The organism is Neorhizobium sp. P12A (assembly GCF_008365395.1).
Taxonomy (GTDB): Bacteria; Pseudomonadota; Alphaproteobacteria; order Rhizobiales; family Rhizobiaceae; genus Rhizobium.
In genome coordinates this window covers 1-21,489 of sequence record NZ_QOVX01000039.1, presented here as the reverse complement: position 1 = coordinate 21,489, position 21,489 = coordinate 1, and the positions used below count along the sequence as shown (strand labels likewise).

Here is a 21,489-nt window from a genome sequence, read left to right as displayed (position 1 = left end):
TTCCGGGCGAGGCCTCCAATATTTCCAAACCCACTCCATAAGTTGTTGTTTAAGCTTCATTATTTGTTAGGTGTGGCAGTTTGGACTTGAACCGTTCCGCCACACCAAAATCCGGTGTGGCAGCCTGTTCCTATTTTACCCTTCTGCAACTTCCTTCGCATCAACCAATTTGGTGCCGATTCCATCCCAATTGATCTTCTCCACCGCAGCCCACGCCAGGCGAGCTTGGTCGGCTTGGCGAGTGTATATTTTCGATGTCTTTCCATCCTTCCAGCCAAACATTGCCTCCAGCATGGTATCGGTGGCTTCGTTGTGGGCCTGGTCGGTGGCAAGACCCTTCCTAACTGAATGCGCCGTCAAATGGCCAAGACCAGCCTGCCTGAACCAATCAGAGATGCGATTCCCCATTCCTTTTATGCTAAACGGCTTGCCGTACTCAGTGACGACGTAGGCCATTGCATTTGTCTTGTGCTGTGACAGGACGGCCTTGAGAAGGGGATGGATCGGCATTTTTATGTCAACCGGAGTGCGATTTCTATTCTTGAAAAGCCTCAGGTGGAAAACATCTTTGCGCCGATGCTGCGGGCCAAGTAGAGATAGGTCAGAGACACGGAAGCCAGTGAACATGAGAATTGATAAAGCAAGGACCGCCTTCGATTCCTTGCCATGGTGCTCTATGAACTGTTCAAGCTCTTCTGGAGTGGCTGTGGCGTGTCCGTCACTGTGAACGTTGAACGGTTTCACGAGGCGGGCGATGTTCGGAACAATCTGCTTGCCGTTCTTTGTAGTTTCGAAAACCTGACGAAGAACCTTAAGGCGCTCATCCGCCGCAAACGGCGTATCTCGCTTGCGGTCCCTAAGCACCTCAAGATTGCCCACGTCCATTTTTGACAGAGGCATATCAGCAAACAACCGCTGGTCTTTTTCGTTCAGCGGCTCAATCCACATCGATTCAATGATATTCCGGCGGCGGTCTTGCGTTGTTTGGTCCAGCGCCTTGAATTCATTCGATGCCATATACTCCACACAAAGCCACCTGAACGAATTCTGCTTGATTATGGCAGATAGTAGCGGTTTTGGAGAATCGCTCTCTATGGGCTTCAGCGTGGCGTTGCGATGCTTCCAATATTCAATAGCAAATTCTTCTGAATTTATATCGTTGGGGAGCCGGCAAATGCGCTTCCCATCAATGCGCAGATAATAGCGCATCGTGTCATGACGACTTTTATTTTGCTCGATATAGGGCAGGTCGATATTGGCCACGTCTGTCATGCAGACGCCCGCCAGTCATCACCGTCGTCAGCGTCTTCCCTCTGCTTCGAAATGCCATCCTCTGGCCATGAAGCCATAGCCGAGACAATATCGGATATGAGCCAAACCTTACGGGTGTGCCATTTCCGCGGCTTAGGAAGAAAGCCCTCCTGAACCATCTGGTCAACCGTATTCGCGCTCACACCGATCGCCAAGGCGACTTCGGACCTGTTCAGGCCAAGGCGCGGGACATTTCGGGTGAGATCAATGGCTGTTCCCATCTTATCCCCGGTTTCCTCCGCTGTTTTCCACAGGAGCGGCTTTCGCTTGTCGTATTTCCAGATGGGCTTTTCTCAAATCTCGAGACGTAAACCAGATTGCAGTTTCGGAGCCATCGGCGTGTTGAAATGAAATGAACCAGCGAGTGCCGCCCAAGTGCTCCAGATGAGACCCTGCAGTAGAGACTATCTCGTCCAGACCGTCTTTTATGATTTCGCGTCGGTCTGTCATTCCCCATGCCCCTCTGTATTGGCCTGGATGAGGGCGACACGACCGGCATCGGTAATTCGCCAAGGGCGTTGCTTCATGCGCGGTCGTTCGGCGACAGAAGGCGGCAACCATTGCTCGACATAGCCCATGACCGCCAATTCCCGCATTAAGGCTTGCCTGAACCAGTAGAGGCGTCCTATACGACCGCTGTAGGAGGCGATCTCCCTGAGGGCTGTAAGAAGGCGCTTATTCATCCTTTAGGCTCCTCTACCTTGAGGAGGCGGATAAAGGCGGCTATGCCCTTCGCCCCAATACTCATTGGAGCCGATCCAGCATGTTCCGCCGCCAGCATATATTCGTCAGCAACCTTTGCTGCCTCTTCCAGAGCTGCCTTTCGTGCGCTGGCTGCAACTAGCCGCATATCGCGCCTGACGATGCGAAAATATTCCGGTTGCGCTTTCCGCCAATGGGAATGAACATGCTGATGAAATAGCTTTTCCCACCAGCGCAGGCATTCACGTTGTTTTTGAATGCGGCTTGCGAGCTTCCTTATTTCTACACGTCGGAGGTGCTCGATCTTCCAAAAGGCATCATCCGCGATGTCTTTCCAGAGCATCGGGCCTTTGTTGGTATCGCAGTAGGCTAGGGCGCGGAGACGGAGGATTTCGGATTCCGGGTAGTATCGCTGGCCGTTCCAAAGGATAGATGCTGCCGGCTCTTCGCCACTGGCTACGGCTAAGGCTTCTTTCATACCGTCGAGGATATTGTTCACTTCTCCCCTCCATCATTGAAGCCAGCTTCAGAAGCGGCAGGTGTTGGTTCGGTGAACATCCGGGATTCTAGGACGACGGTTCTGGCTATGGCTCGGCTTGCCCACCGAAATTCTGGAATTATTTCTTCGCCAGTGACCGGGTGCCTTGCTATCCAGCCAAATCCTTCCTCGTATTCAACGGTTTTGATGCGCGTCATGGCTCATCCCTCCCATCCTCTGTGCGGTCGGGGTCGACAATGGCATCCCAGCATTCGACTGAGCAGGTCCATCTCCCATCAGAAAGTTGCGAGCCGAATGGGTCGCCGCCGTCTTTCATCTCCCGCGTGTCAACAATCCTCCCGCAATGGCAGCAATTCGCCGTGTCTGTGCGGTCGGAGGTAACAAGGGTGGCGGCTGCATAGATGCTGTCGGTCAGATCCCAAGCGCTGATGTATTTGCCAGAATTGAGGTTGGCGGCGACCACTTGATCCCAAATTGCTTTCTTAAGCGGTGGCCACCCTACAACTCCGCAGCGCGGTTCCCTTACCGCATCACCGCTTCCAGACCGATCGGAGAGAGAGGCGGATTTGAGCAGCTCGATGCTTTCCCACGCTGCGAATGGATCTTCCAATTCGTCAACTTGCTCGGCAATCTTGAGCATTTCCGCCGCGAGGGCGATAACTGTTTCAGCCCGCACGACGCCCTTGCCGCCACATGCGCCACACAGCAAGCTTGGATATCCGACCGGGCATGTTTCATCCTGCTCGAACGTAGTGCAGGGGCACGGTATCTCCCCCTTCAGCCGCTCGATCTCTTCGTCTCGTGCTGGGGATGATACTGGGGTGGGTGGATGGGCGTAGAGCGGCCGATACAGCGAAGCCACCCTTTCATATCGATGGTGGTCCTCGGCGCTATGGAAACTCCAGTGCGTATTTTTGTCCTGCCACGCCACCGGCTCCTGCTCTACGGAGAGAGTGGCGGTGATGAATGGCAGCAATGCTTCCGCCAGCGCGCCAGCGCCGAGCGAATGCCTCCCGTCAACACGGCGGATTTCCTGAGCGAGAGCATCAACGTCTATCGGGTTACTTGGCTGCATCGGTCTGCTCCAGTCTGGCAAGGAAGGATTTTGCGGCGCTGAGCTGCGGCCCGTAGTTTTCGGGATGCTCGTCGCCTTCAGGGCAGATGAGCAATTGCAGGAAAAGTCTCTGCGTCTGGATGCCTAAGTTGTCCGCAATGCGGCTGAACGGCTCCAGCACCCTCCGCGCCTCTTCGAGCAGAGCGGCTTTCGCGTCACGTTCTGCTTCGGCGGATTTCAGACGGCAGAACAAATCGACGTTTGCCTTTTGGATATCTGCATAGTGGTCCTGCTTGAGATAGCGAACCAACTCCGGGACCTTCAGCGCCAGAACGCTATCCTGAAGCGAACCATCATCGGAGGTCTTGGCAGCATCGCCAAAAAGATCACCGATCCGGCACACGATGCCACGATAGAAATCGGCATCACGGTTAAACTGCCTCGCGCTTTCTATCCAGTTGTCCCGTTCCGCCTTCAGCTTTTCGATGTCTTCGGATGGGGCGAGGAAGAGGGGTTCAAAAACCAATCCTCTCATGTTCACGCCGGTTTGCGCTTCCATCGTATGCTGGTCGACAGGCGGCAGTTCGGTTAGGTTCCAGTCGAACAGTTCGCTTTTCCAGCGCCACGCTACCGCCTCATTCCCCATCTCTTTCAGGTAGGCGGAGATGGCGGCTTCCATTGACCTGAAGGCGAGATTAACATGATTGTCTTGGAGAGAGACACTACGAACCTCGTCGGATATCGTGCCGTCACGGTCTCGCCTGAAAACGATAAACTCACCTTCAGCCAGACTGACTTGCCAGCGCTCAACCTCTAGCAGCGCGAGTTCAATCGCCCGCTCATGCCGTTTCTCGGCTACTGCTTCAATCGCGGTGTCATGTCTGGTCATGGCTTGGTCTCCTGGGGAGTGGAGCGGATGGCGGTGGCGGACTCTTCCTCTTCGATGCAACGCATATACTCAGCTTGGAATTCGATCTCGCGAGTGATTTCCTCCGAGGTCATGATCCACTTGTGCTGGCATCTAGAGCACCAAGCCTCGCCGGTCAGGATATCGGCGTCGTAATTTTCGTGGTAGCAATCGAAATCGTCATCGCACCCGTCGTAAAGGTCGAGATCGTCTTCATCGTCCGGTATCCCCGCCATCACAGCTCTCCCTCTGTAGGAGAGGAGGAGGAACGGCGCTCCCGAAGCTGATCGTTCGTTTCGCCAAGATGAAGGTTCCATAGGAGGGCGATGCGTTCTGCGGCTTCCTGAATCTCCCGATAGCCAAGGCGATACGAATATGCGGTTGTGGCTAGGCCGATATCGTCTTCAGCCAGACGAACGGAGCGATGACCGTCCCACGCTGCAACCTGCCGATACAGCGGGTTGTTGCTGCCGTAGGTATCGAACTGGCGCTTGTCTTCGTAGCTCTCTCCCATCCTCTATCCCTCCATATTTTCGGTGGAGGGGGAGGAGGGATCGTCCTTCATGAAAACGATCCAGTGAGATTTTGCGGTTTTGCCGCATCGATTGCCGAAGAGTGGCTTTTGGTCGGTAAGCTTCAGAAGCTCCGAGACCTTTACTTCGTGCTCGTTCCATTTAAAGATCAGCGTTCCGAATGGCTTAAGAACACGGAAGCATTCGGAAAAGCCGCCTCTGATGTCAGACCGCCAATCCTCACCAAGCTTACCGTATTTCTTCGCCAGCCAGCCAGATTTCCCATTCTGGACGAGATGGGGAGGGTCATAAACAATCAGATGGAAGGTATCGTCAGAGAACGGCAAAGAACGGAAGTCCATTTGATGATCAGGATCAATTATCAACCGGCGAGAACCGCCGAAACTGGACTTGTCCGTCAGAATATGCTCTTCACGGCGAATATCACCGAAAGTTGCGCGTTCGTCGTTTCTGTTAAACCAGAACATCCGACTCCCGCAGCAAGGATCTAGAACAGGCGTCTCGCTCATCTGTTATTCCCTCTCGTATCCGGTGTTGGGGGTGGCGAAACCATAGCCGGGAGGAGCGACGGCTTTCTTCAGCCATGACGCATCGAAATCATACATTGCAGCGGCTGGCGTTTCGCCCGTTCCGACAACGCCAGTAGGAAGATCGCCGTAGATCGCAAGCCACGCATTTCCATCTTGAATGAGCGACGGCTTGAAAATGACCGATGGGCGCTGCATTTCTTGGGCGGCGCATACGAATTCCTGTTGGATGATGCTAACCGCAAAGCTTATGTCCAGCCGCTCTTGAGCGACTTGCTGAATAACGGCACCAATGTCGCCACCACTGATCCGGCTTCGGACTGCATCATAGATTGCCCGATATGAATCGCTCATCTGCTGTTCTCGGTGTTGGGGGTGTAAAGGGGACGGCGTGGAAGTGGAGGAAGTGAATCCTTCGGGACGCGATCGGGCTTGGCGGCTTTGGCGAAGCCGGGGCCTTTCAGCTTGCCGGCTGGCCGGATCACGCGAGAGTTCTTGTCGCGAATCCGGTCGGACTTCCGAATTTCTCGGATGTCGCCACGCGTCTTGAACTTATTGCAGGTGATGCAAATTGACCTGCAGTTCTCGAGGCTGTTGTCGCCGCCCATCTGGTCCGGGTTGTCGTGATCGAAGATGACGCCGACCGAAAGTGAGCAATTGCAGCGCTGGCCTTCCTCAAGTCCATACCGAGGACCGGATGCCTCGCACTTGCCGCCAGAGCGTTCGAGAGCATCACGTTTCGTAGCGCGGGTGAATTCGGTGCGGCTCATGACCGTGCCCTCGCACTTTGGGATAGCCACGCCTTTTCCCGCTTTGCGTAGGCTTGCCCCTTTGGGGTCAGAAGCATCAGGGGCCTGCGGGTGTATCTCGCGAATCCGTTCTTGATCAGGTAATCCTCGGCAGCCTGGTCGGCTATTCCGAAGGGGCCGTTTACCTTGTGGCGGGCGAGGATGGTCTTGTGGGCGACAGTGTTCATTGCAGCACTCCGATCCAATCGCGGCCGAGATATCGTTCAAGGTGGATGAGCGCTTCCGAGCGATGCCCACGGCGCAGATTGCTGCGAGCCTCGGACAGTTCGTCGTCATAGGAACTGACGAATATGCTGACGGGAGATTTTGAAGCGCTGCGCTTTTCGATCGCCTCGGCTTCCTCTTCCGAGATCCACTTCGCGTCGATCAAGGCTTGAAGAAGCTGCTGTTCCGAAAAATCGTCGAGGTCGACGTTGGCGGTTACGTCAATTCTGGCCGTGGTGCGCTGGCGCTTCCAAGTCATCGCGATCCCCCTCGCAGTGCAGCGTTCATCGCCTCGCGCTGTTCGGCCAAGACGGACTTCGTCGAACGATGTGAGCGACGGCAGTTTTCGATCTTGCGCTTGCGCTCGAGATATCCGGGGATGGCACGGTCAAGACGACGGTCGGATATCGAGGCCAGTCGGGCGGCTCGGAACTTCGACCAGAGGCGGATGGTCTTGAGGATGATGCGATCGATGCTCATGCCGCACCTGCCATTTCCTTGGCGAAGGCCAAGAGCGCCGGCTGATAGGCAAGCTCCCTCAACTTCGCGCAATTTTCGGGATTGTTGAGAACGACCGGTCCGGTGTCGCCATCGATGTGGCCGCGATCAGGTGCGACGGCCATCGGCTCGACGAGCGACCGCAAGACCGGGAAGCGGATCAGGATGCCGCTTTCGACGGTCGTGTAGTAGCTGCCGCCCTTCATGACCTCAGCTTCGGTGTAGTCGCCAGACCAGACGAGCGGATAGGCGTAATTGGCGTTGTTCGGACGCCAGAACGTGACGTATGGGCGCCAGTTCCATTCCGGGCGCAGGTCGCAGATGAGGAAGGGGCCGGTCATGCCACGTCCTCCGCATACTTCACCCCGCGGAAGGGGCAGTAGGTGGAAAACATGCCGACGGCCTTTTCCTTGCCGCGTCCCTTTTCCACCTGCTCGGTGCAGACCATGACCTTGTCAGGCATGTCGGGAGAGCCGACCGGACGGAAGACGATCGGAAGGACGAGCCGCGTGTTGCGGGTGGCTAGCTTTTCGTTGACGGTTTCGATGCAGTTGCAGGTCATGCCGCTCTCCGGTTCTTCAAATCTTCTGGATTGGTCAGGACGATGCCCTGCTGGGAATAGTGCCGGTGGACCTCGTCGAGGTAGTCGGTCAGCTGCCGGGTCGTCATGAGCGACGTAACCGGGATGCTGATCGGATCCCGCATCAGGGCTAGCTTCGTCTCGTAGGGCAGCGGCTTGACGTGCTTGTCGTAGCCCAATCGGAACGCATCGTTTTCCCGCCGGAGAAGCGGGACGCCGAACATGAGCTTGCATTCGCCGCGAACCTCTTCCGGGGTGCGGTCGCCAAGCTGAGTGGCGATCTCGACCATCCAGAGGCGTTGAAGCTTGTTCTGTGGTGTCGTCCGGTGCTTGCCGTCCGTGATCGAGCACGTGAACGGCATAGTTTTGCCCTGGATGAACTTGACCAGCATGTCGCGGGCCTGTTCCGTTTCGACGATGCGGTTGTTCGTCGACATGGCTCACCCCGCCATCAAAGGATGCTGGCGAAGCGCATCCGTGTCATTGGCCGCGACTGGCTTGTGGCCGTATCGCTTCACCTGATCGACGATGTCGGCGAGCTCGTCGTTGAACTGCTTCACCGCCGTGGCGATCGAGGCGATATAGGCCTCGTCCCGATATGCCCGCTTCACGAACAGCGGCAGCTTCGGCCAATAGACGACGATATCGATCCACTCGCGTTCGGCGACCCAGAGCGCGCCTTGGCACTGCGCCTTGTGCTCCGGCGGGAAATCGTCGCGCATCAGGCATTCGATAAGCAGGTGAGGGAGCTTGGACTTGGCTTCAAACATGCCGTTCGTGCCGATCAGTCCGTCGGGGCTTGCGCCTTTGGCGCCATTGCGAACAAACCCGATGCGCTGGACATCGGCGTCCGCGATGAACGAATACATCTCGCGGGCGTCTTCTTCCATCTCGTGGCCGCGCTCCATGTGAGCGTTACTGTAGCCGTCGACCGTCTCACCGGTGATGATTTCGCCGGCGAGCTTGTACAGGTATGTCTTGCGGGTCTTGCTCTCCCCGCCGCCGCGGCCGGATGCCATGACGGTGTGAAATTCGGAGGCGGTCGGGATTCCCGCCCTGGCGGCGTACCATTCCGGCGTGTTCTGGGCGCAATCGAAAATCTGGATCATGCCGCGATCTCCAATTTCTTCAGGTGGAAATAGACGCGCCGGCAGCCGATGACGTCGACCATCGCATCGTGGGCGCCGCCCAGGTCTTCGTTGAAGAAGTGCCGGATGCATTCTTCGAGCTTTGGCGCCTTCGGCTTATTGAAGCCGGCAGCCAGCATGCGTTCGGTGGGCGGCAGATTGACGATAGGCGCAGCCGCTTCCATCGTGCAGAAGAGCGGCTTGCGCAGCGGCATGATGCGCTCGTAGTGCCGCGCGATCGCAGCCTCGACCACGCCGCGATCGAACTTGATGTTGTGAGCGCAGACGAGATCAGCGCGCTGATAAAGATGAGTGAAGGGCGAGAGCGCGGATGCCGCACTCATTCCGAACTGCGCCGCGCGCTCGGTCGTGATACCATGAACGTTCGCTGCCTGGGCCGGGATATCGACGCCGTTGTCGATGATGAAGGAAAAGCCGGAGATCGGTTTTCCGTCATCGTCGCAAAGCTCGGCGGCCAACTGAACGATATAGGGCTGATCTGGATGATCGACCGGAAGGCGATCTTGGAAGAAGCCCGTCGTTTCTGTGTCGAAGAACAGGATCACGCCCGCGCCCTCCGCTGCCCGATCATCGAAATCGCGCGGTCGAAATCCTTTGCAAGGAGGTCAGGAAGTGCCTCAATGCGGAAATATCGGCAGAACTTTTCGATGTCGGCGTCGGCTGCTTCAAGCGTCTCGCGAAGCTTAGCCAGTTGGTCCTGGCTGATATTGCTTTCGTCCTTCGGAGGCGCATTCCCATCCCGATCGTCCATAAAGGCTAGGTCGAGCGCGCTGGCCTTGAGGTATCGGCGGGCATAAGTCTGAGTGCTGCCCTTAGCCTGGATCGCGGTCTTATTGACGGTCCCGCCAGAGCCGGCGGCGTCCAAAGGAAAATCGTCCTCGTAGACCTTCTCGTGGCCGCCGGAATGGCCCAACGTCAGGCGCATACGGATATGGCCGGGAAGCTTGCAAGGGATCGGGGCCGAAGTCGTGGAAAATCCATGGCTGGTCAGGATCGGCGTGACGATGCGCTCGATATCGGCCAGATCGGCATATTTCGACTTGGTGTGCTTGTTGTCATTGGTACGGAAGATCGGGCCGATTTCAGACTGGACAGCAGAGAAAGCAGCCAGCCATTCCCGGCGCGCGGCGTCGTCGCGGTCCTCCCGCTCGATACGACGGACGCGCTCTTCTTCGTCGGCGCGCATCTTCAGGATGGCAGACAGTCGTTCGACGTCGACATTCTGATTGCTGGCAAGCCGCTCGATTACGCCGAGGAGCCCGGTATTCTGGGCGGGCTCCTCGTAGTGGGCAACCTGCGTCTCGTCATTCACCTTTGCAACTTGGTTCATGATCAGAACTCCAATCGGACGTTGGGGATTTCGCCGGCAATGATCGCCAGCACGATTTTCTTGGCCGGCTCTTCATCGATGCCCTGAGCCATCAAGGCTTCCTTGGCCGCCGACATGATCTTGCCGCGGTGCTCACGGTCCCGTTCGCGGTGTTCGCGTTCTTCTTGCTCGCGGCGGATTTCATCTTGGCGCCGCTGTTCGGCTCGTTCTGCAGCTTCCTTGACGGCGCTGACCTCGGCTTCTGCCTTGGCGATAGCGGCGGCAGCTTCGCGTTCTGCCTTCTCGACCGCTGCCTTAGCTTCGCGCTCAGCCTGTTCGCGGGCGGCCTGGGCGACGCGCTCTTCGTGGGCCTTCTGCTCGGCCGCCTGCTTCGCCTTCAATTCTTCATTGAGGCGCTGTTCGGCGCGCTCTCGCTCGATACGATCACGTTCCGCCTTTTCGGCACGAAGCTTTTCAAGCTCGATCCGGTCTGCCTCGGCCTTTTTGTGGGCCTCGAAAGCCGCCGTCAGCTTTTCAGTCGCGATCCGGTGCGCGGTGCGGGCCTGATCCTCGAATTCGCCGAGATCGGAGTTGATGACGATCTTCTGCTCAAGCTCATAGAAGAGAAGACCGAAGGCCTGCGGCTCGCCGCCGATCAGACCATTGCCGCAATCCTCGATATGCTTGATGATCGCGAGGCAGGAAGCGACGCGGGCCTCTTCCTGGACTTCCCACTGTGTCAGAGGGCGGCGGGCGTCTTCGGCAAGTTCTTCCAGATCGGCCTTTACCGTGCGGCGCTTGGCATCGACAGCGTTGATTTCCTTGCGCCGATCTTCGTTCAGCTTCTTGCCGGCGTCGTCGATCGCGGTCTTGAACCGGGTGATGCGAAACGCCTCGGACGTGATCTTCTTCCGGCTGGTTGCCGTCGACAGATCAGGAACGAAAGCGGCGACATCCTTGCGGAGCTGGGCAACGAAGCGGTCATAGAGGTTGTCGTCGGTAAGGACAGAACCGGGATTTTCGCTGACGAGCGCGACCACATCGGCCACAGCGTCACCTTCCGGGAACCCCAATAGCTTTTCAGCGGCGTGCGACATGAACATCACTCTCCTGCTTGTTGAGGAAATCATTTTTGTAGAAGGTGTCGGCCTTGGCACCGGCGGCGTAGATCATCCCGACCATGGCGATGACACCGCAGATCGATGCTCCCCAGCCCATGATTTTTGTGCCGCGACGGAAGCGCTCGTCCGCCGCCCGCTGGCGTGCGAAGAGATCAGCCGTACGCTGGTGGCGAGCCTGATCGGCGCATTCGCCGTCTTCGCAGAAGCAGCCGCCGAACTGTTTGATGATGCAGTCGGTCACGCGGCACCTGCCGTTTCCGAGACCGTGTTCAGCGCTTCGAGCGCCTGAGCTTCCTCAGGGGATGCGATCTCGAAATGGGCATGAACCTTGCCGTCTTCGTCGACGACTTCCATTTCGTGAAGGTGAAGCAGGCCACCGAGCGTCCAGTTGCAGGGCTTGCCGTCAGGTTCTTTCCGGGGCGAGCCCGCGCCAGTGACGCGACCGAGGCATGAGAAGCCGATGTACTTCTCTGCTTTTTCCTTGCCGGTACCGGCGCAAATGAAGCTCTGGAGAGACTGAACCGTCTTGCAGAGCGGGCACTTGACCGCCATGTGAACGCGGTCGCTGACGCCCTGAGCCTTCAAACGGTTCCTGAACTCGTCGATGGAAATCTGATAACGGCTCATGACAGCGATGCTCCGACAGTGCGCTCAAGACGAGCGTCCGAGTTGTGCCCGATCGACGGATCAAGCCGCATGACCGAGTAGCCGAGGAGACCGGCGAGACGTTCAAACTCCTCGCGGGCTGCACCGTGGTGCCAGTTGACGTCGTAATTGAATTCCGGATCATGCTTGGCGGCGAATGCCAAGGCGGTCGTCAGTTCTCGACCGATAGATTCAGCAAGCGCTCTGGCCTTGATTGTGGTCTCGTTGTCCATGGTCGTTCCCCTCAGGCTTCGTAGGCTTTGAAGCGACGGCGCGCGGCGTCTGCCTGCGCCTTCTTGATCAGGGCGCGGCCCTCGGTGATGTACCGTCCGTCGCGGACCATCTTTCGGACCTGCCGGATGTGCGACAGAATGAATTTTCGGGCATACTGATATTCGTTGAGCGAATTCATTGATTTCCCCTCAGGCTGCAATCTTGGTGATGACGGGTGCGGCGACCGGGCCGAGGAAGGCGAAGACGCCCTTCCACTCGATACGGCGGCGCTGTTCTTCGGTGTGACCTACAAGTTGGTCACGGAAGGCGATGGGAGCCTGCAGGTCGATCAGCGAGCCGGTCAGGCCAGCGGCGACCGCAGTTTCGCGAAGATCGTGGGCGGCGCGGAGGTATTCGACGTACCGAGCGGCAGACTTCGGAGCTTCCTTGCCAGCGCGGTGCAGTTCGCGGATTTTGCCGATGACAGCGTTCAGGCTCTTAATGTTTTCGCGGAGGGCGTCTGCCGTCAGATTTGCGCTGGTCATTGCCGTGCCTCGTGTGCTTCAGTGAGGCTAATGTACGCAAATCATACATTCCGGTCAACAATAAAATGTATGCTAATCGTACATTTTGAACGCGACAAAAAATTAACAGCGAATCGCGAATCAGACTCGACTCTTCTCCTAGGTTCTGGCTTCAATAGAACGAAAGGAGAACAAAATGGGCCATGCGTTATTGAGAGAGGTCGCACCGTTCACACTCCATATCCGGTGCGAGAACTGTTTGCGGGATAGTGAAATGGTCGTGGAGATGCCGATCGGCGATGATGTCCCGCGAGATGCGGAAGAGCTGATCGAGAGCGTCTTCCTCGAAAGAATCCCGTTCAGATGCCACCCGTGCGGCGGCGTGATCGGAAGATTGACCGGTATCAGCGGAGGAAACGCTTATGGGTATTGAACGAGACGTTCTGGAATTCATCATCGTGTCGCCCTACGAGCAGCGCGCGGCCGTCGCGGCGGCGAAAGAGCGGTTTGAGAACTACCTCAGCAACCGCTTTCCTGGGTATGGCTTCAAGGTGGGACCGTTCGCGCCGGTCGGAGACGAGGATGAATTCTGCGTCCTGCCGCTCATGAATTTTCTCGGTGACGATGGGAAAAGTTATATGTGCACGCCGCCGAAGCGCTGGCTGTTGCAGGACATCGCCAATGCATGCCGAGAGTTTGACTACAAAAGTCTGCGAAGTTTCGCAGCGTAAATTTCTGGCAATTATTTCGCATAAAGCACTGTTTTTGCTTCCTAAATCGGCTGTTTAATGCTAGATTTCTCTAACGCAAATCGCTGATTTTTGATCCTTTTTGGGAGCCTGACAATGGCAGATACATCAATCGAATGGACCGACGCGACCTGGAACCCTGTGGCTGGTTGCACTGTCCTGACTGCGGGCTGCACTAATTGTTATGCGATGAGGATGGCCGCCAGACTCGATGCCATGGGAACCGAAAAGTACGTCGGGCTTACGCGCAAAAGCGGGGGGCGCGCAAAATGGACAGGTAAAATCTACTTGGATTGGAAATCGCTCGATGTACCATCCAAGTGGTCGAAGCCACGTTTGATATTCGTCAATTCGATGTCTGATCTGTTTCACGCTGATGTGCCGGCGGACTTCATCTCGGCGGTTTGGAACACGATGGAGGACACGCCGCAGCACACTTATCAGATCTTGACCAAGAGGCCGGATCGCATGGCGGAAATTCTGCCCGGGAAGGGTTTCAAGGTTCTCCCCAACGTCTGGCTTGGTACGAGTGTCGAGGATGGCCGCGTTCTTCACCGTCTGGACGAGCTTCGCGATGTTCCTGCCGCCGTTCGCTTCACATCCTTTGAGCCGTTGATTGGATCTGTAGCTGGGGCTAATTTGGCCGATATCCATTGGGCAATCGTCGGCGGGGAATCGGGCCCGCAGTCTCGATACATGGACCCTGCATGGGTTCATGAAATCGAGCAGATGTGTCGCGACGCCGGCACGGCTTTCTTTTTCAAGCAGTGGGGCGGCCGGAACAAGAAAGCTGCGGGCCGCGAACTCAATGGCCGTACCTATGACGAAATGCCGGCAGCGGTGGCTTAGAAATCGAAAGCCTCCTGCTTATCTGTTTTCGCGGCGACTTTCCAAAAGCGGTGGGCTAGATCATGGCTGGCAACGAGGAGAAGCCAATACAAATGCTGATCTTGTTGTCCTTTGAGAAGCTTCATCTCGGGCGATGCTGAAACGCCTGCGGCGGCAACGAGCGATTTCCAATAATTGATCAGTTCGACCCTGATACCTTGCTGTCCCTGAGCCGCGTCGATAGCCGTACGCCAACCAGGCGCGAACGCATCGAATGCTGAGGCATCTGCAGCTAAGTTCCGTCCCAAATTCCGTTGAAGATCCATCTTGCTCAGGTGAACAAGAATGTCCATTCGCTTGCGCAATGTCAGAGTTTTGAAGATCTCGAAATCCAGAACGCCCAGGCTATAAGGGTCCAGGAAAGCGAAGTGCAGACCACCTGGCTCCAAGCGCTTCAAGATCTGTTTGACCGTGTCGACCGCAGAGCCGTGGAAAGAAACTACCGGCGCCCCGACGGCGCGCAATCGTTCAGTTGCTGCGTTCAGACGTAGCTCATCTTTGTCGGCGATAAAAACCTGCGAGAAAGGAGACCCACCTTCTACGCTTTTGCGCCACGCCGCGACGCAACTGCCGTCAATGAATTGTCCTTTCCGAACTAGGGCGCGACCGGGCCCGCAATAAAGATCGATATAGGTGGCGCCTGCTTTGCCTGGGCCGATGAATTTTCTGCGGGCGCCACGTGAGATATCTATGTAGCGACAGAGATATTCATGCTTTTCGATAGCCCATGGCCCAACATCTTCGGCTGGCAACCCGTCATCGCCCTCTACCAAATCACCCATTTGTAATGCGCCCCGTCCAAATGATCAGAAACCCGGCATTTCATTCATGACGCGGCGGACAAGTGCGATTACCTGCACCGTCACGCCGTCGTCAGCGTCGTGATCCCTTCGAACGACGATCGGCTTATGCTTCGGATTGGTCGATCGCGGATGAAATTCGGCGCGGTCCGCAAAAAGCTCGAGCTGCTTCACTGACCATTCGCGGAAATGGCCGCCGTCTCGCTCTCGCTGGACGACGACGATCATGCCCGAGCGCAACTCGACTTCACCCTCAACGTCTTCGTAGGAAATGCAAACGAGGCGATCGCCGGGGAAGATCGGGCGAGGGCGTAGATCGTTCATGCTGTCGCCGTTGCAGTCGAAAACAAGCAACCTGGCTCTCGGGAATCGCTCATCGCGCGGCAACATGATCTGCTCTGGTTCTGATTGATCGAACTCGTCCACTTCACGAAATGACCCAGCCTCGACAATGCCGGCGACGCGGGCCGCGATAATGGCCGGCGTCACCTGCTTTACCTCGGCCCCCGGGGGTGCCCGATCAAGATACTCGGCGATCTTTGGGATCTCATGGACCTTGAGATTGCGATTGCCTTTCAGGAGCTGGGTGATCTGCGGATGTGCAATTCCGAGATGGCGCGCAAGCCCGCTCTGCGTCTTCCCAGGCTGTGCAAGCCCGTCGCGGATCCAGTCAAGATATTGGTTTGTAAACTCGTCAGCCATTGTTTGATTTTCGCACACGGCGGATTTGAACGCAGTTAGGAAAATCGTACATACCCTCTTGCGCAATCTGTATGCTTATCGTACATTCGCGAGTATGAGATGCGAACCGGCAAACACGATCATCAAGAAATTCAAGGGTCTGAAGCCTCTGGCCGAGGTGTCCGGCGTCAAAGTTCATACGGTCATGCGTTGGCGCATGCCTAGGGACAAGGGCGGGACCGGCGGCGTTGTGCCTCACTGGCATGTGCAGGCTATCCTCGCCGCCGCCCGTGAGCGCGGTATTGATGTTCGAGCCTCTGACTTCGCGCCAGTAGCGGAGGCAGTTGAATGACCGACAGCACCGCACAGGACGAGATTAAGGCGTTCTTCTCCCGCTGGCTTAGCCTGGAAGAGGAAAAGCAGAGGATCGCTGACGACCTGAAGGAGCTCTTCAAAGAGTCCAAAGGACGCGGCTTCGGCAGCAAGGAGCTGCGCGAGGCATTCCGCCGCAAGGTGAAGGAAGACGAGGCGAACCCAGCAGACGCTGAGTTCGAGGCTGTCGTTGATGTCTATCTCGATGCCCTGAACGCTCCGAAAGCTTCCACGCGCGATGCGCGCCTGCGTGCACGAGAAAACATTGAGGAATTTGACCCAGAGACAGGCGAAATCCTCGACCGCGACGCTCGCCGCCGCCAGCGCACGTCTGAAGCCATGGACGACAATATCGCGCTCTCGGCTGAGATGCTGGCCGACGGTCTTATATCGGAGGAAGCCCACGCCGAGAATATCGCAATCTCGAACGGCGTTGCCCGCAAATATGGCAACGGCCCGATCCAATCCGCCCCGGCCACTCAAGGCGAAGCCGGAGCACAAGAGACCCACGTAAGGTCCTCGACCAACGATGAGGCATCCCCAGAGGCAGGTCCGCAAGCCGAAGCCTCTCCCGCCGGGACAGGAGCCGGGACGCTTGCGGATCGTGAGGGCCGCTCCGACGGGGAGGCGGTTTCGGCTGACCTCCCCACCAATCCCGAGTTCGATCCGACCGAGGATCGCGAAGAAGGCCAAAGCCTCGACAGTGGGTTGAGCACTGCCGGCGCCAACGCAGGAGGCGAAGATGTAACGAGCAGCGCGGAGCGCGCACCTGGCCGCAACGAAAATAGTAATTCGTCTGGCCCGGACGATAAACGGGCAACGAATTCGCCGGAAACGGCAACGACGAGCGGAGTGGGACCGCTCCCCGGCGCAGCTGGAGCCGATGGCACCCACGAACCAGCAACGGACGAGCAGGACGCCGAGAAGGAAGATTGCTCGTCCGACACCTATTCCGTCCCGGTATTCATGACGTTGAGCGGCACATTCGCTTCGTCGAAGCTGCCGCGAGACGAAGACGCCGACGGCGTTAGGTACGAATCCGTCCCGCCCATGCCGATGAAGACGCTGGGCTATGCCCATTGCTTCCCGGAATTGACGCAGGATGCCTTCCAGCGCCTCAAGGCCGACATCGAGGTCAACGGCGTTCTGGAACCGATCGTTCGCATGGGCGACGTCATCGTCGACGGGTGGAACCGATACAACGCGGCTCGTTCCCTCAAGATCGAATATCCGGTGATCTGCTACAGCGGCAAGGACGTCCTGACCGACGTCATCAAGTGGCAGCGTTCGTCCCGCGACTGGTATCCGGCGCAGGAGCGCAAGATTGCAGCCGCTCTGGCGAAACAGATCCCGCACCGCGCCGACGACATCCGAGCAGCTTTTCACATTACCGATGAAGAGGAGGTGGCATAAATGATCCGAGCCCTCCGTTATCTCAAGCGCGATTGCTTCAACACGATCGACACTGGATGCGCGATCGTCTCCGCACAGCAATTTCATGATCCGCTTTGGGCCACGCTCGCCTTTGCGGCATCGAGCTTCGCTCTCAACGTTGCGGTCGCCGTTGTCCTCAATCTCAAGGGAAGGGCGGTCTAATGCAGTCATCTTCTCCCCAACTGATTTCCATCGTCCTTCGAAACGACAACGACGCCGAGCGCTTGATAGCGGCACAGCGTGAAAAGGGTCTGTGCTGGGTGTCGGTCGATCGGAACAATCTGATCGCGCCTTCCGTGCGCCTGACCTTCGTCACCATCGAAGCCTTCCGGCCAAAAGGAGCGACCCTGCAATGATCCGCACCGTTTCCACATTGGACGTTCACTCGACCGTCGAGGCTGCTCGGCAATCCCAACAAGCGATGCACCGCATGCATTTCGACGGCTGCCCTCACTGCGGCCGCGCCCTCTCGATCGAGGAAGTCATCGAACATCATTGCCAGAACTGCGAACGCGAGATCACGCCGATGACGCTTCGCTACAACAACGGGAGAGCAGCATGATCGAATTTCTCAAAGACGCTGCGATCGTCGGCGGCTGTGTCGTCGCTCTTGTCGGCGCGCTTCTGGCTCTCGCCGCTTGCGTGCGCTCCTCTGAAATCACCCGCGAAGAAGAGCGTGGGTACCTATTCGACGAAGAGCAATCCGGCGCTTCCGAAGGAGCATGGCCCAGATAGCGCGACCTCATCGCAGATCGCGTGCCGTAACTGAAACTTGCAGAGGGGAATTCCTCATGTCCGATATCTTGAATTGGATCGAAAGAGCCATGGTCAGGACTGAGATCGACAGATCTTCCGGGTGCTGGCTGTACAACTACGATATCAGTCACAATGGATACGGTCGGCTTGACGTTGATGGAAAGAGAGTCCGTATTCATCGGTTATCCTACGGTGCGTTTAAAGGGGAAATACCTGAAGGTGTTCTTGTTTGCCATCGGTGCGATGTTCGGAATTGCTGGAATCCAAATCATCTATTTCTTGGAACGCCTCAGGATAACTTTGACGATATGGTCTCGAAGGGCAGGAACATACTTTACACGCCTGGCTCTCCGATATCTCCGAAGCTAACTGAGCCGCAAGTACTAGAAATACTGAGCCGGATCGCATCGGGCGAAGACAACAAATCTCTGGCTGAAGAGTTCGGGGTAGCTGGCAGCTCTATCTCCAAAATCCGCAAAGGGAAAACATGGAAGAAATTGACCGTGCCTTCGTCGGGGCAGGTCATGAGCGCGGAGGCGTGTCCTCCTCCCCACGTCTCCGCGCCTTCAATTTAATCGTCGGTCGACCTTTTGCCAATCGAAGCACTACCGGCAGAACAGCGTCTCCGAGACTTGTGAAGGGTGCCGACGACACTGGCGGAGCGTCGTCGGCGATAGCGAGACCGGACGAGGCGGCGGCTCGATCTCGCGAAGGGAATGGAATTACGGCATCCAGGCGGCGGTCTGAGCCGACGACAGAGGGCGAAGGCCCTGCAAGGCTTTCTCCTCTGTCGTTTTCACTATCGGTCCTGCGCATCTGAAGTCTCCGTTCAACAAGGAGATTGATCGCATAGGAGCGTTGGAATGTACGGAAATAACGAGTTCCGAAAGACCAAAAATGACTCACGATTTGGAAAGAAAAATTCCGAGGGCGAAATGAGCAGCTACGCGTTGCAAGAAGCGATCGACTGGACCGGCAAACTCATGGACAAGGAGTTTAAGGGCCGGGGAGATAAAGAGTATCAGGTCAGGTATCGTCTTTCAGAGAACAGCGGCGTTCCTGAAAGCTACCTCTATCGGCTTCAATACAAATCTCGCACCATGAAGGATGTTGCTGGCGAATATTACCGTCGGCTGAAGCTCTATTACGAGCATACTTGCGAAGTGAACGAGGACGCAGCGGATCGGTACGAGGCCGAACGGCTGAGATTGCGGGGAGATCATGAAAAGATTGACGCGAAGCGTGCTTCGGCGCGCGTGGACGTGGCTGCGTCTACAATTCGCAAAGGCAAGAAGGGGTAAGCGGTGATCAGCTTCCTCGACGGCCGAGTTACACTTTACCCGGGCGATTGCCTCGATGTGCTCCGGTCATTGCCGGATAACAGCATCGACAGCGCCTGCATGGACCCTCCGTATCATCTCACGAGCATCGTCGATCGCTTTGGCAAGGAAGGTTCTGCCGAGGTGAAGGCTGGAGAGACCGGCGCGTTCAAGCGCGCGTCTGCTGGCTTCATGGGTAAGAAGTGGGATGGCGGCGACATCGCGTTCCGCATCGAGACTTGGCTCGAGGTTCTCCGCGTTCTGAAGCCGGGTGCCTACCTGCTCGCCTTTGCGTCGACGCGCGGGTTCGGTCGCATGTCTGTTGCGATCGAGGATGCTGGCTTTATCAATCACCCGCTCATCGCCTGGATTTTCGCCGCTGGCATGCCGAAGGCGACGCGTATCAAGGCGTGCGCCGTCGATGGGCCCTTCGCCGGGATCGACGTCGATGGCTGGCGCTATGGCGGCCAATCCCTGAAGCCCGCGATCGAGCCAATTTATATGGGGCAGAAGCCATTCAGCGAAGATAATGGCACACTGAACATTCTCAGACATGGTACCGGCGCGATCAACATCGACGGTTGCCGCATCCCCTCGGACGATGATCTTCAGGAAGGCGCCGGCAAGCTGTGGTCGCATTACCGGGCTGGGGAGGCGAGCGCCGAGCGCCGTTATCAGAACAACGGCAGCACGAATTTCGCTGCCAAGCCCGGCCCGCGCGGCGGATCGCCAGATGGCCGTTGGCCTGCGAATGTCATCCACGATGGCAGCGACGAAGTTGTCGCGTTGTTCCCCGACAGCAACGGCCAGCAAGGAGACGTTACCGGAGGCGAGCCTAGCAGCAAGACAAATCAGGTCTATCGTGATTTCGGCGGCCGCCCGGCGACACAAGCGCGTGGCGACAGCGGTTCGGCAGCTCGGTTCTTTTATTCAGCGAAAGCTGACGCCGACGATCGCATAGGCTCAAAGCACCCGACCGTAAAGCCTGTCGACCTCATGCAATACCTCGTCCGCATGGTCACACCGCCGGGAGGGACCGTCCTCGACTGCTTCGCCGGTACGGGCACGACAGGTGAGGCGGCTTGGCGCGAAGGCTTCAACGCCGTCCTGATCGAACGCGAGCCTGAATATCAGGCTGATATTGCCGAGCGCATGCGCCTTTGCCTCGCCGGTCCGGATGAGAAGAAGCGCGAGATCATCAAGCGTCGCGGACTCGCCGACGATGATGCCGGCCCTCTGTTTTCAGCAGGTGCCGCATGACCCGAAAATCAGCCGCCACCATAGCCTCCGATCTCCGCGAGATCCGCCAGGACAAGATCCTGACCGTCGACGCCAATGGAAAACGGATGGGCGCCGACCGCCTTGAGCGCTTTCGCCGTCACATCGACACGCTCGATCAGGCAATCGAAGGCTTCGACAATCTCGCAAAAGCCCAAGCAGAACGCCAGGCCCAGCAGCAAGAAGAGGTGGCTTCGTGAATATGCATACCGGTAATCTCTTCGAAATGCCTGACTTCATGCACGGTCGCGGCCTGCCGCCGATGATCGTCGACAGCTTTGCCGGCGGCGGTGGCGCGTCGACCGGAATCGAGATGGCGCTTGGCCGCTCGCCGGATATTGCGATCAACCACAATGCGGCGGCGCTGGCGCTTCATGCTGCGAACCACCCCGATACGCTGCACATCAGCGAGAATGTCTACAAGATCGATCCGCTCGACCATCTCGCCGGCCGCCACATCGGCCTCGCTTGGTTCTCCCCCGACTGCAAGCATTTTTCGAAGGCGAAGGGTGGCAAGCCAGTCGAGCGCAATATCCGCGATCTCGCATGGATCATTCCGGGCTGGGTCGAGCGCATCCAGCAGAGCGGTGGCAAGGTCGACGTCATCATCATGGAGAACGTCGAGGAG

Annotated in this window: 40 protein-coding genes and 1 pseudogene; 13 read left to right on the top strand and 28 right to left on the bottom strand. The window is 57.3% G+C overall.

All coding sequences use genetic code 11. The annotated features are described in order from the left end of the window. Positions 1-135 precede the first annotated feature (135 nt). The 26 genes from DTW90_RS35650 to DTW90_RS35530 all read right to left on the bottom strand — a co-directional run bounded on the left by DTW90_RS35650 (position 136) and on the right by DTW90_RS35530 (position 12,605). Entirely contained in the window at positions 136-1,272 is a 1,137-nt protein-coding gene (locus DTW90_RS35650) for a tyrosine-type recombinase/integrase (protein WP_149344776.1), read from the bottom strand. Positions 1,273-1,757: 485 nt separating this feature from the next. Continuing rightward, positions 1,758-1,994, bottom strand: a complete 237-nt coding sequence (locus DTW90_RS35645) for a hypothetical protein (RefSeq protein WP_149344774.1) — start codon at positions 1,992-1,994, stop codon at positions 1,758-1,760. Continuing rightward, positions 1,991-2,512 (bottom strand): hypothetical protein, encoded by a 522-nt coding sequence (locus DTW90_RS35640; protein ID WP_149344772.1) that lies wholly within the window; start codon positions 2,510-2,512, stop codon positions 1,991-1,993. The genes DTW90_RS35645 and DTW90_RS35640 overlap by 4 nt, the downstream gene beginning before the upstream one ends. Then, positions 2,509-2,709 carry a hypothetical protein gene (locus DTW90_RS35635; protein ID WP_149344770.1) on the bottom strand — a complete coding sequence of 67 codons (201 nt, stop codon included), beginning with the start codon at positions 2,707-2,709 and terminating at the stop codon, positions 2,509-2,511. The genes DTW90_RS35640 and DTW90_RS35635 overlap by 4 nt, the downstream gene beginning before the upstream one ends. Further along, positions 2,706-3,587 carry a hypothetical protein gene (locus tag DTW90_RS35630; protein ID WP_149344768.1) on the bottom strand — a complete coding sequence of 294 codons (882 nt, stop codon included), beginning with the start codon at positions 3,585-3,587 and terminating at the stop codon, positions 2,706-2,708. Before DTW90_RS35630 ends, DTW90_RS35635 begins: the two co-directional genes overlap by 4 nt. Beyond that, positions 3,574-4,455 (bottom strand): hypothetical protein, encoded by an 882-nt coding sequence (locus DTW90_RS35625; RefSeq protein WP_149344767.1) that lies wholly within the window; start codon positions 4,453-4,455, stop codon positions 3,574-3,576. Before DTW90_RS35625 ends, DTW90_RS35630 begins: the two co-directional genes overlap by 14 nt. Then, complete coding sequence (locus tag DTW90_RS35620) at positions 4,452-4,709, bottom strand: hypothetical protein (protein WP_149344765.1); 258 nt, start codon at positions 4,707-4,709, stop codon at positions 4,452-4,454. The genes DTW90_RS35625 and DTW90_RS35620 overlap by 4 nt, the downstream gene beginning before the upstream one ends. Further along, positions 4,709-4,987, bottom strand: a complete 279-nt coding sequence (locus DTW90_RS35615; protein WP_149344763.1) for a hypothetical protein — start codon at positions 4,985-4,987, stop codon at positions 4,709-4,711. Before DTW90_RS35615 ends, DTW90_RS35620 begins: the two co-directional genes overlap by 1 nt. A 3-nt stretch (positions 4,988-4,990) precedes the next feature. Beyond that, positions 4,991-5,515 carry a class I SAM-dependent methyltransferase gene (locus DTW90_RS35610; protein WP_149344761.1) on the bottom strand — a complete coding sequence of 175 codons (525 nt, stop codon included), beginning with the start codon at positions 5,513-5,515 and terminating at the stop codon, positions 4,991-4,993. Between the two features lie 3 nt (positions 5,516-5,518). Further along, positions 5,519-5,887: a hypothetical protein gene (locus tag DTW90_RS35605; RefSeq protein ID WP_149344760.1), complete on the bottom strand. Its 369-nt coding sequence runs from the start codon at positions 5,885-5,887 to the stop codon at positions 5,519-5,521. Continuing rightward, positions 5,884-6,333, bottom strand: a complete 450-nt coding sequence (locus tag DTW90_RS35600) for an HNH endonuclease (protein ID WP_246665181.1) — start codon at positions 6,331-6,333, stop codon at positions 5,884-5,886. Before DTW90_RS35600 ends, DTW90_RS35605 begins: the two co-directional genes overlap by 4 nt. Continuing rightward, positions 6,300-6,509, bottom strand: a complete 210-nt coding sequence (locus DTW90_RS35595) for a hypothetical protein (protein ID WP_149344756.1) — start codon at positions 6,507-6,509, stop codon at positions 6,300-6,302. Before DTW90_RS35595 ends, DTW90_RS35600 begins: the two co-directional genes overlap by 34 nt. Next, positions 6,506-6,805, bottom strand: a complete 300-nt coding sequence (locus DTW90_RS35590; protein WP_149344754.1) for a hypothetical protein — start codon at positions 6,803-6,805, stop codon at positions 6,506-6,508. Before DTW90_RS35590 ends, DTW90_RS35595 begins: the two co-directional genes overlap by 4 nt. Then, on the bottom strand, positions 6,802-7,026 hold the full coding sequence (locus DTW90_RS35585) for a hypothetical protein (protein WP_149344753.1): 225 nt from the start codon (positions 7,024-7,026) through the stop codon (positions 6,802-6,804). Before DTW90_RS35585 ends, DTW90_RS35590 begins: the two co-directional genes overlap by 4 nt. Beyond that, the gene (locus tag DTW90_RS35580; RefSeq protein WP_149344751.1) at positions 7,023-7,385 is read right to left on the bottom strand and encodes a hypothetical protein; all 363 of its coding nucleotides are present in this window, start codon (positions 7,383-7,385) and stop codon (positions 7,023-7,025) included. The genes DTW90_RS35585 and DTW90_RS35580 overlap by 4 nt, the downstream gene beginning before the upstream one ends. Beyond that, positions 7,382-7,606, bottom strand: coding sequence for a hypothetical protein (locus tag DTW90_RS35575; protein WP_149344749.1), 225 nt, complete (start codon positions 7,604-7,606; stop codon positions 7,382-7,384). Before DTW90_RS35575 ends, DTW90_RS35580 begins: the two co-directional genes overlap by 4 nt. Beyond that, the gene (locus tag DTW90_RS35570) at positions 7,603-8,061 is read right to left on the bottom strand and encodes a hypothetical protein (protein ID WP_149344747.1); all 459 of its coding nucleotides are present in this window, start codon (positions 8,059-8,061) and stop codon (positions 7,603-7,605) included. Before DTW90_RS35570 ends, DTW90_RS35575 begins: the two co-directional genes overlap by 4 nt. A gap of 3 nt (positions 8,062-8,064) precedes the next feature. Next, on the bottom strand, positions 8,065-8,733 hold the full coding sequence (locus DTW90_RS35565) for a lambda exonuclease family protein (protein ID WP_149344745.1): 669 nt from the start codon (positions 8,731-8,733) through the stop codon (positions 8,065-8,067). Then, the gene (locus tag DTW90_RS35560; RefSeq protein WP_149344744.1) at positions 8,730-9,317 is read right to left on the bottom strand and encodes a 3'-5' exonuclease; all 588 of its coding nucleotides are present in this window, start codon (positions 9,315-9,317) and stop codon (positions 8,730-8,732) included. Before DTW90_RS35560 ends, DTW90_RS35565 begins: the two co-directional genes overlap by 4 nt. Further along, complete coding sequence (locus tag DTW90_RS35555; RefSeq protein WP_149344742.1) at positions 9,314-10,102, bottom strand: ERF family protein; 789 nt, start codon at positions 10,100-10,102, stop codon at positions 9,314-9,316. The genes DTW90_RS35560 and DTW90_RS35555 overlap by 4 nt, the downstream gene beginning before the upstream one ends. A 2-nt stretch (positions 10,103-10,104) precedes the next feature. Then, positions 10,105-11,178 carry a hypothetical protein gene (locus DTW90_RS35550; protein WP_149344740.1) on the bottom strand — a complete coding sequence of 358 codons (1,074 nt, stop codon included), beginning with the start codon at positions 11,176-11,178 and terminating at the stop codon, positions 10,105-10,107. Beyond that, on the bottom strand, positions 11,162-11,443 hold the full coding sequence (locus DTW90_RS35545; RefSeq protein ID WP_149344738.1) for a hypothetical protein: 282 nt from the start codon (positions 11,441-11,443) through the stop codon (positions 11,162-11,164). Before DTW90_RS35545 ends, DTW90_RS35550 begins: the two co-directional genes overlap by 17 nt. Further along, a complete protein-coding gene (locus tag DTW90_RS35540) occupies positions 11,440-11,829 on the bottom strand; it encodes a VVA0879 family protein (RefSeq protein ID WP_149344736.1) in 390 nt (129 codons plus the stop codon). Before DTW90_RS35540 ends, DTW90_RS35545 begins: the two co-directional genes overlap by 4 nt. Continuing rightward, a complete protein-coding gene (locus DTW90_RS35535; protein WP_149344734.1) occupies positions 11,826-12,080 on the bottom strand; it encodes a hypothetical protein in 255 nt (84 codons plus the stop codon). Before DTW90_RS35535 ends, DTW90_RS35540 begins: the two co-directional genes overlap by 4 nt. Before the next feature lie 11 nt (positions 12,081-12,091). After that, complete coding sequence (locus tag DTW90_RS37480; protein ID WP_188080179.1) at positions 12,092-12,259, bottom strand: hypothetical protein; 168 nt, start codon at positions 12,257-12,259, stop codon at positions 12,092-12,094. A gap of 10 nt (positions 12,260-12,269) precedes the next feature. Further along, the gene (locus DTW90_RS35530; protein WP_149344732.1) at positions 12,270-12,605 is read right to left on the bottom strand and encodes a hypothetical protein; all 336 of its coding nucleotides are present in this window, start codon (positions 12,603-12,605) and stop codon (positions 12,270-12,272) included. Positions 12,606-12,780: 175 nt separating this feature from the next. Between DTW90_RS35530 and DTW90_RS35525 the strand changes: the two genes are divergently transcribed. From DTW90_RS35525 to DTW90_RS35515, 3 genes are all read left to right on the top strand, one after another. After that, positions 12,781-13,017 (top strand): hypothetical protein, encoded by a 237-nt coding sequence (locus DTW90_RS35525; protein ID WP_149344730.1) that lies wholly within the window; start codon positions 12,781-12,783, stop codon positions 13,015-13,017. Next, a complete protein-coding gene (locus tag DTW90_RS35520; protein ID WP_188080178.1) occupies positions 13,007-13,315 on the top strand; it encodes a hypothetical protein in 309 nt (102 codons plus the stop codon). The genes DTW90_RS35525 and DTW90_RS35520 overlap by 11 nt, the downstream gene beginning before the upstream one ends. Before the next feature lie 114 nt (positions 13,316-13,429). Next, positions 13,430-14,182, top strand: a complete 753-nt coding sequence (locus DTW90_RS35515) for a DUF5131 family protein (protein ID WP_149344728.1) — start codon at positions 13,430-13,432, stop codon at positions 14,180-14,182. Here the strand turns inward: DTW90_RS35515 and DTW90_RS35510 are convergent. Further along, a complete protein-coding gene (locus DTW90_RS35510) occupies positions 14,179-15,003 on the bottom strand; it encodes a three-Cys-motif partner protein TcmP (protein WP_149344726.1) in 825 nt (274 codons plus the stop codon). The two genes, DTW90_RS35515 and DTW90_RS35510, sit on opposite strands and share 4 nt — an antisense overlap. Before the next feature lie 24 nt (positions 15,004-15,027). After that, the gene (locus DTW90_RS35505; protein ID WP_149344724.1) at positions 15,028-15,723 is read right to left on the bottom strand and encodes an XRE family transcriptional regulator; all 696 of its coding nucleotides are present in this window, start codon (positions 15,721-15,723) and stop codon (positions 15,028-15,030) included. A gap of 327 nt (positions 15,724-16,050) precedes the next feature. On the opposite strand from DTW90_RS35505, the gene DTW90_RS35500 reads away from it, so the two are divergent. From DTW90_RS35500 to DTW90_RS35460, 10 genes and pseudogenes are all read left to right on the top strand, one after another. After that, a complete protein-coding gene (locus DTW90_RS35500) occupies positions 16,051-17,487 on the top strand; it encodes a GapR family DNA-binding domain-containing protein (protein ID WP_149344722.1) in 1,437 nt (478 codons plus the stop codon). Further along, on the top strand, positions 17,488-17,670 hold the full coding sequence (locus DTW90_RS35495; RefSeq protein ID WP_149344720.1) for a hypothetical protein: 183 nt from the start codon (positions 17,488-17,490) through the stop codon (positions 17,668-17,670). After that, on the top strand, positions 17,670-17,864 hold the full coding sequence (locus DTW90_RS35490) for a hypothetical protein (protein ID WP_149344718.1): 195 nt from the start codon (positions 17,670-17,672) through the stop codon (positions 17,862-17,864). The genes DTW90_RS35495 and DTW90_RS35490 overlap by 1 nt, the downstream gene beginning before the upstream one ends. Further along, entirely contained in the window at positions 17,861-18,070 is a 210-nt protein-coding gene (locus tag DTW90_RS35485) for a hypothetical protein (RefSeq protein WP_149344716.1), read from the top strand. The genes DTW90_RS35490 and DTW90_RS35485 overlap by 4 nt, the downstream gene beginning before the upstream one ends. Next, entirely contained in the window at positions 18,067-18,243 is a 177-nt protein-coding gene (locus DTW90_RS37475) for a hypothetical protein (RefSeq protein ID WP_188080177.1), read from the top strand. The genes DTW90_RS35485 and DTW90_RS37475 overlap by 4 nt, the downstream gene beginning before the upstream one ends. Positions 18,244-18,299: 56 nt before the next feature. Then, positions 18,300-18,839: an HNH endonuclease gene (locus tag DTW90_RS35480; protein WP_188080176.1), complete on the top strand. Its 540-nt coding sequence runs from the start codon at positions 18,300-18,302 to the stop codon at positions 18,837-18,839. 288 nt (positions 18,840-19,127) lie between these two features. Then, a complete protein-coding gene (locus DTW90_RS35475) occupies positions 19,128-19,565 on the top strand; it encodes a hypothetical protein (protein WP_149344712.1) in 438 nt (145 codons plus the stop codon). Between the two features lie 3 nt (positions 19,566-19,568). Continuing rightward, positions 19,569-20,843: a site-specific DNA-methyltransferase gene (locus DTW90_RS35470; RefSeq protein WP_149344710.1), complete on the top strand. Its 1,275-nt coding sequence runs from the start codon at positions 19,569-19,571 to the stop codon at positions 20,841-20,843. Next, positions 20,840-21,061 (top strand): hypothetical protein, encoded by a 222-nt coding sequence (locus tag DTW90_RS35465; RefSeq protein ID WP_149344708.1) that lies wholly within the window; start codon positions 20,840-20,842, stop codon positions 21,059-21,061. The genes DTW90_RS35470 and DTW90_RS35465 overlap by 4 nt, the downstream gene beginning before the upstream one ends. A gap of 2 nt (positions 21,062-21,063) precedes the next feature. Continuing rightward, positions 21,064-21,489, top strand: a pseudogene (locus tag DTW90_RS35460) (hypothetical protein); the annotation flags it as partial.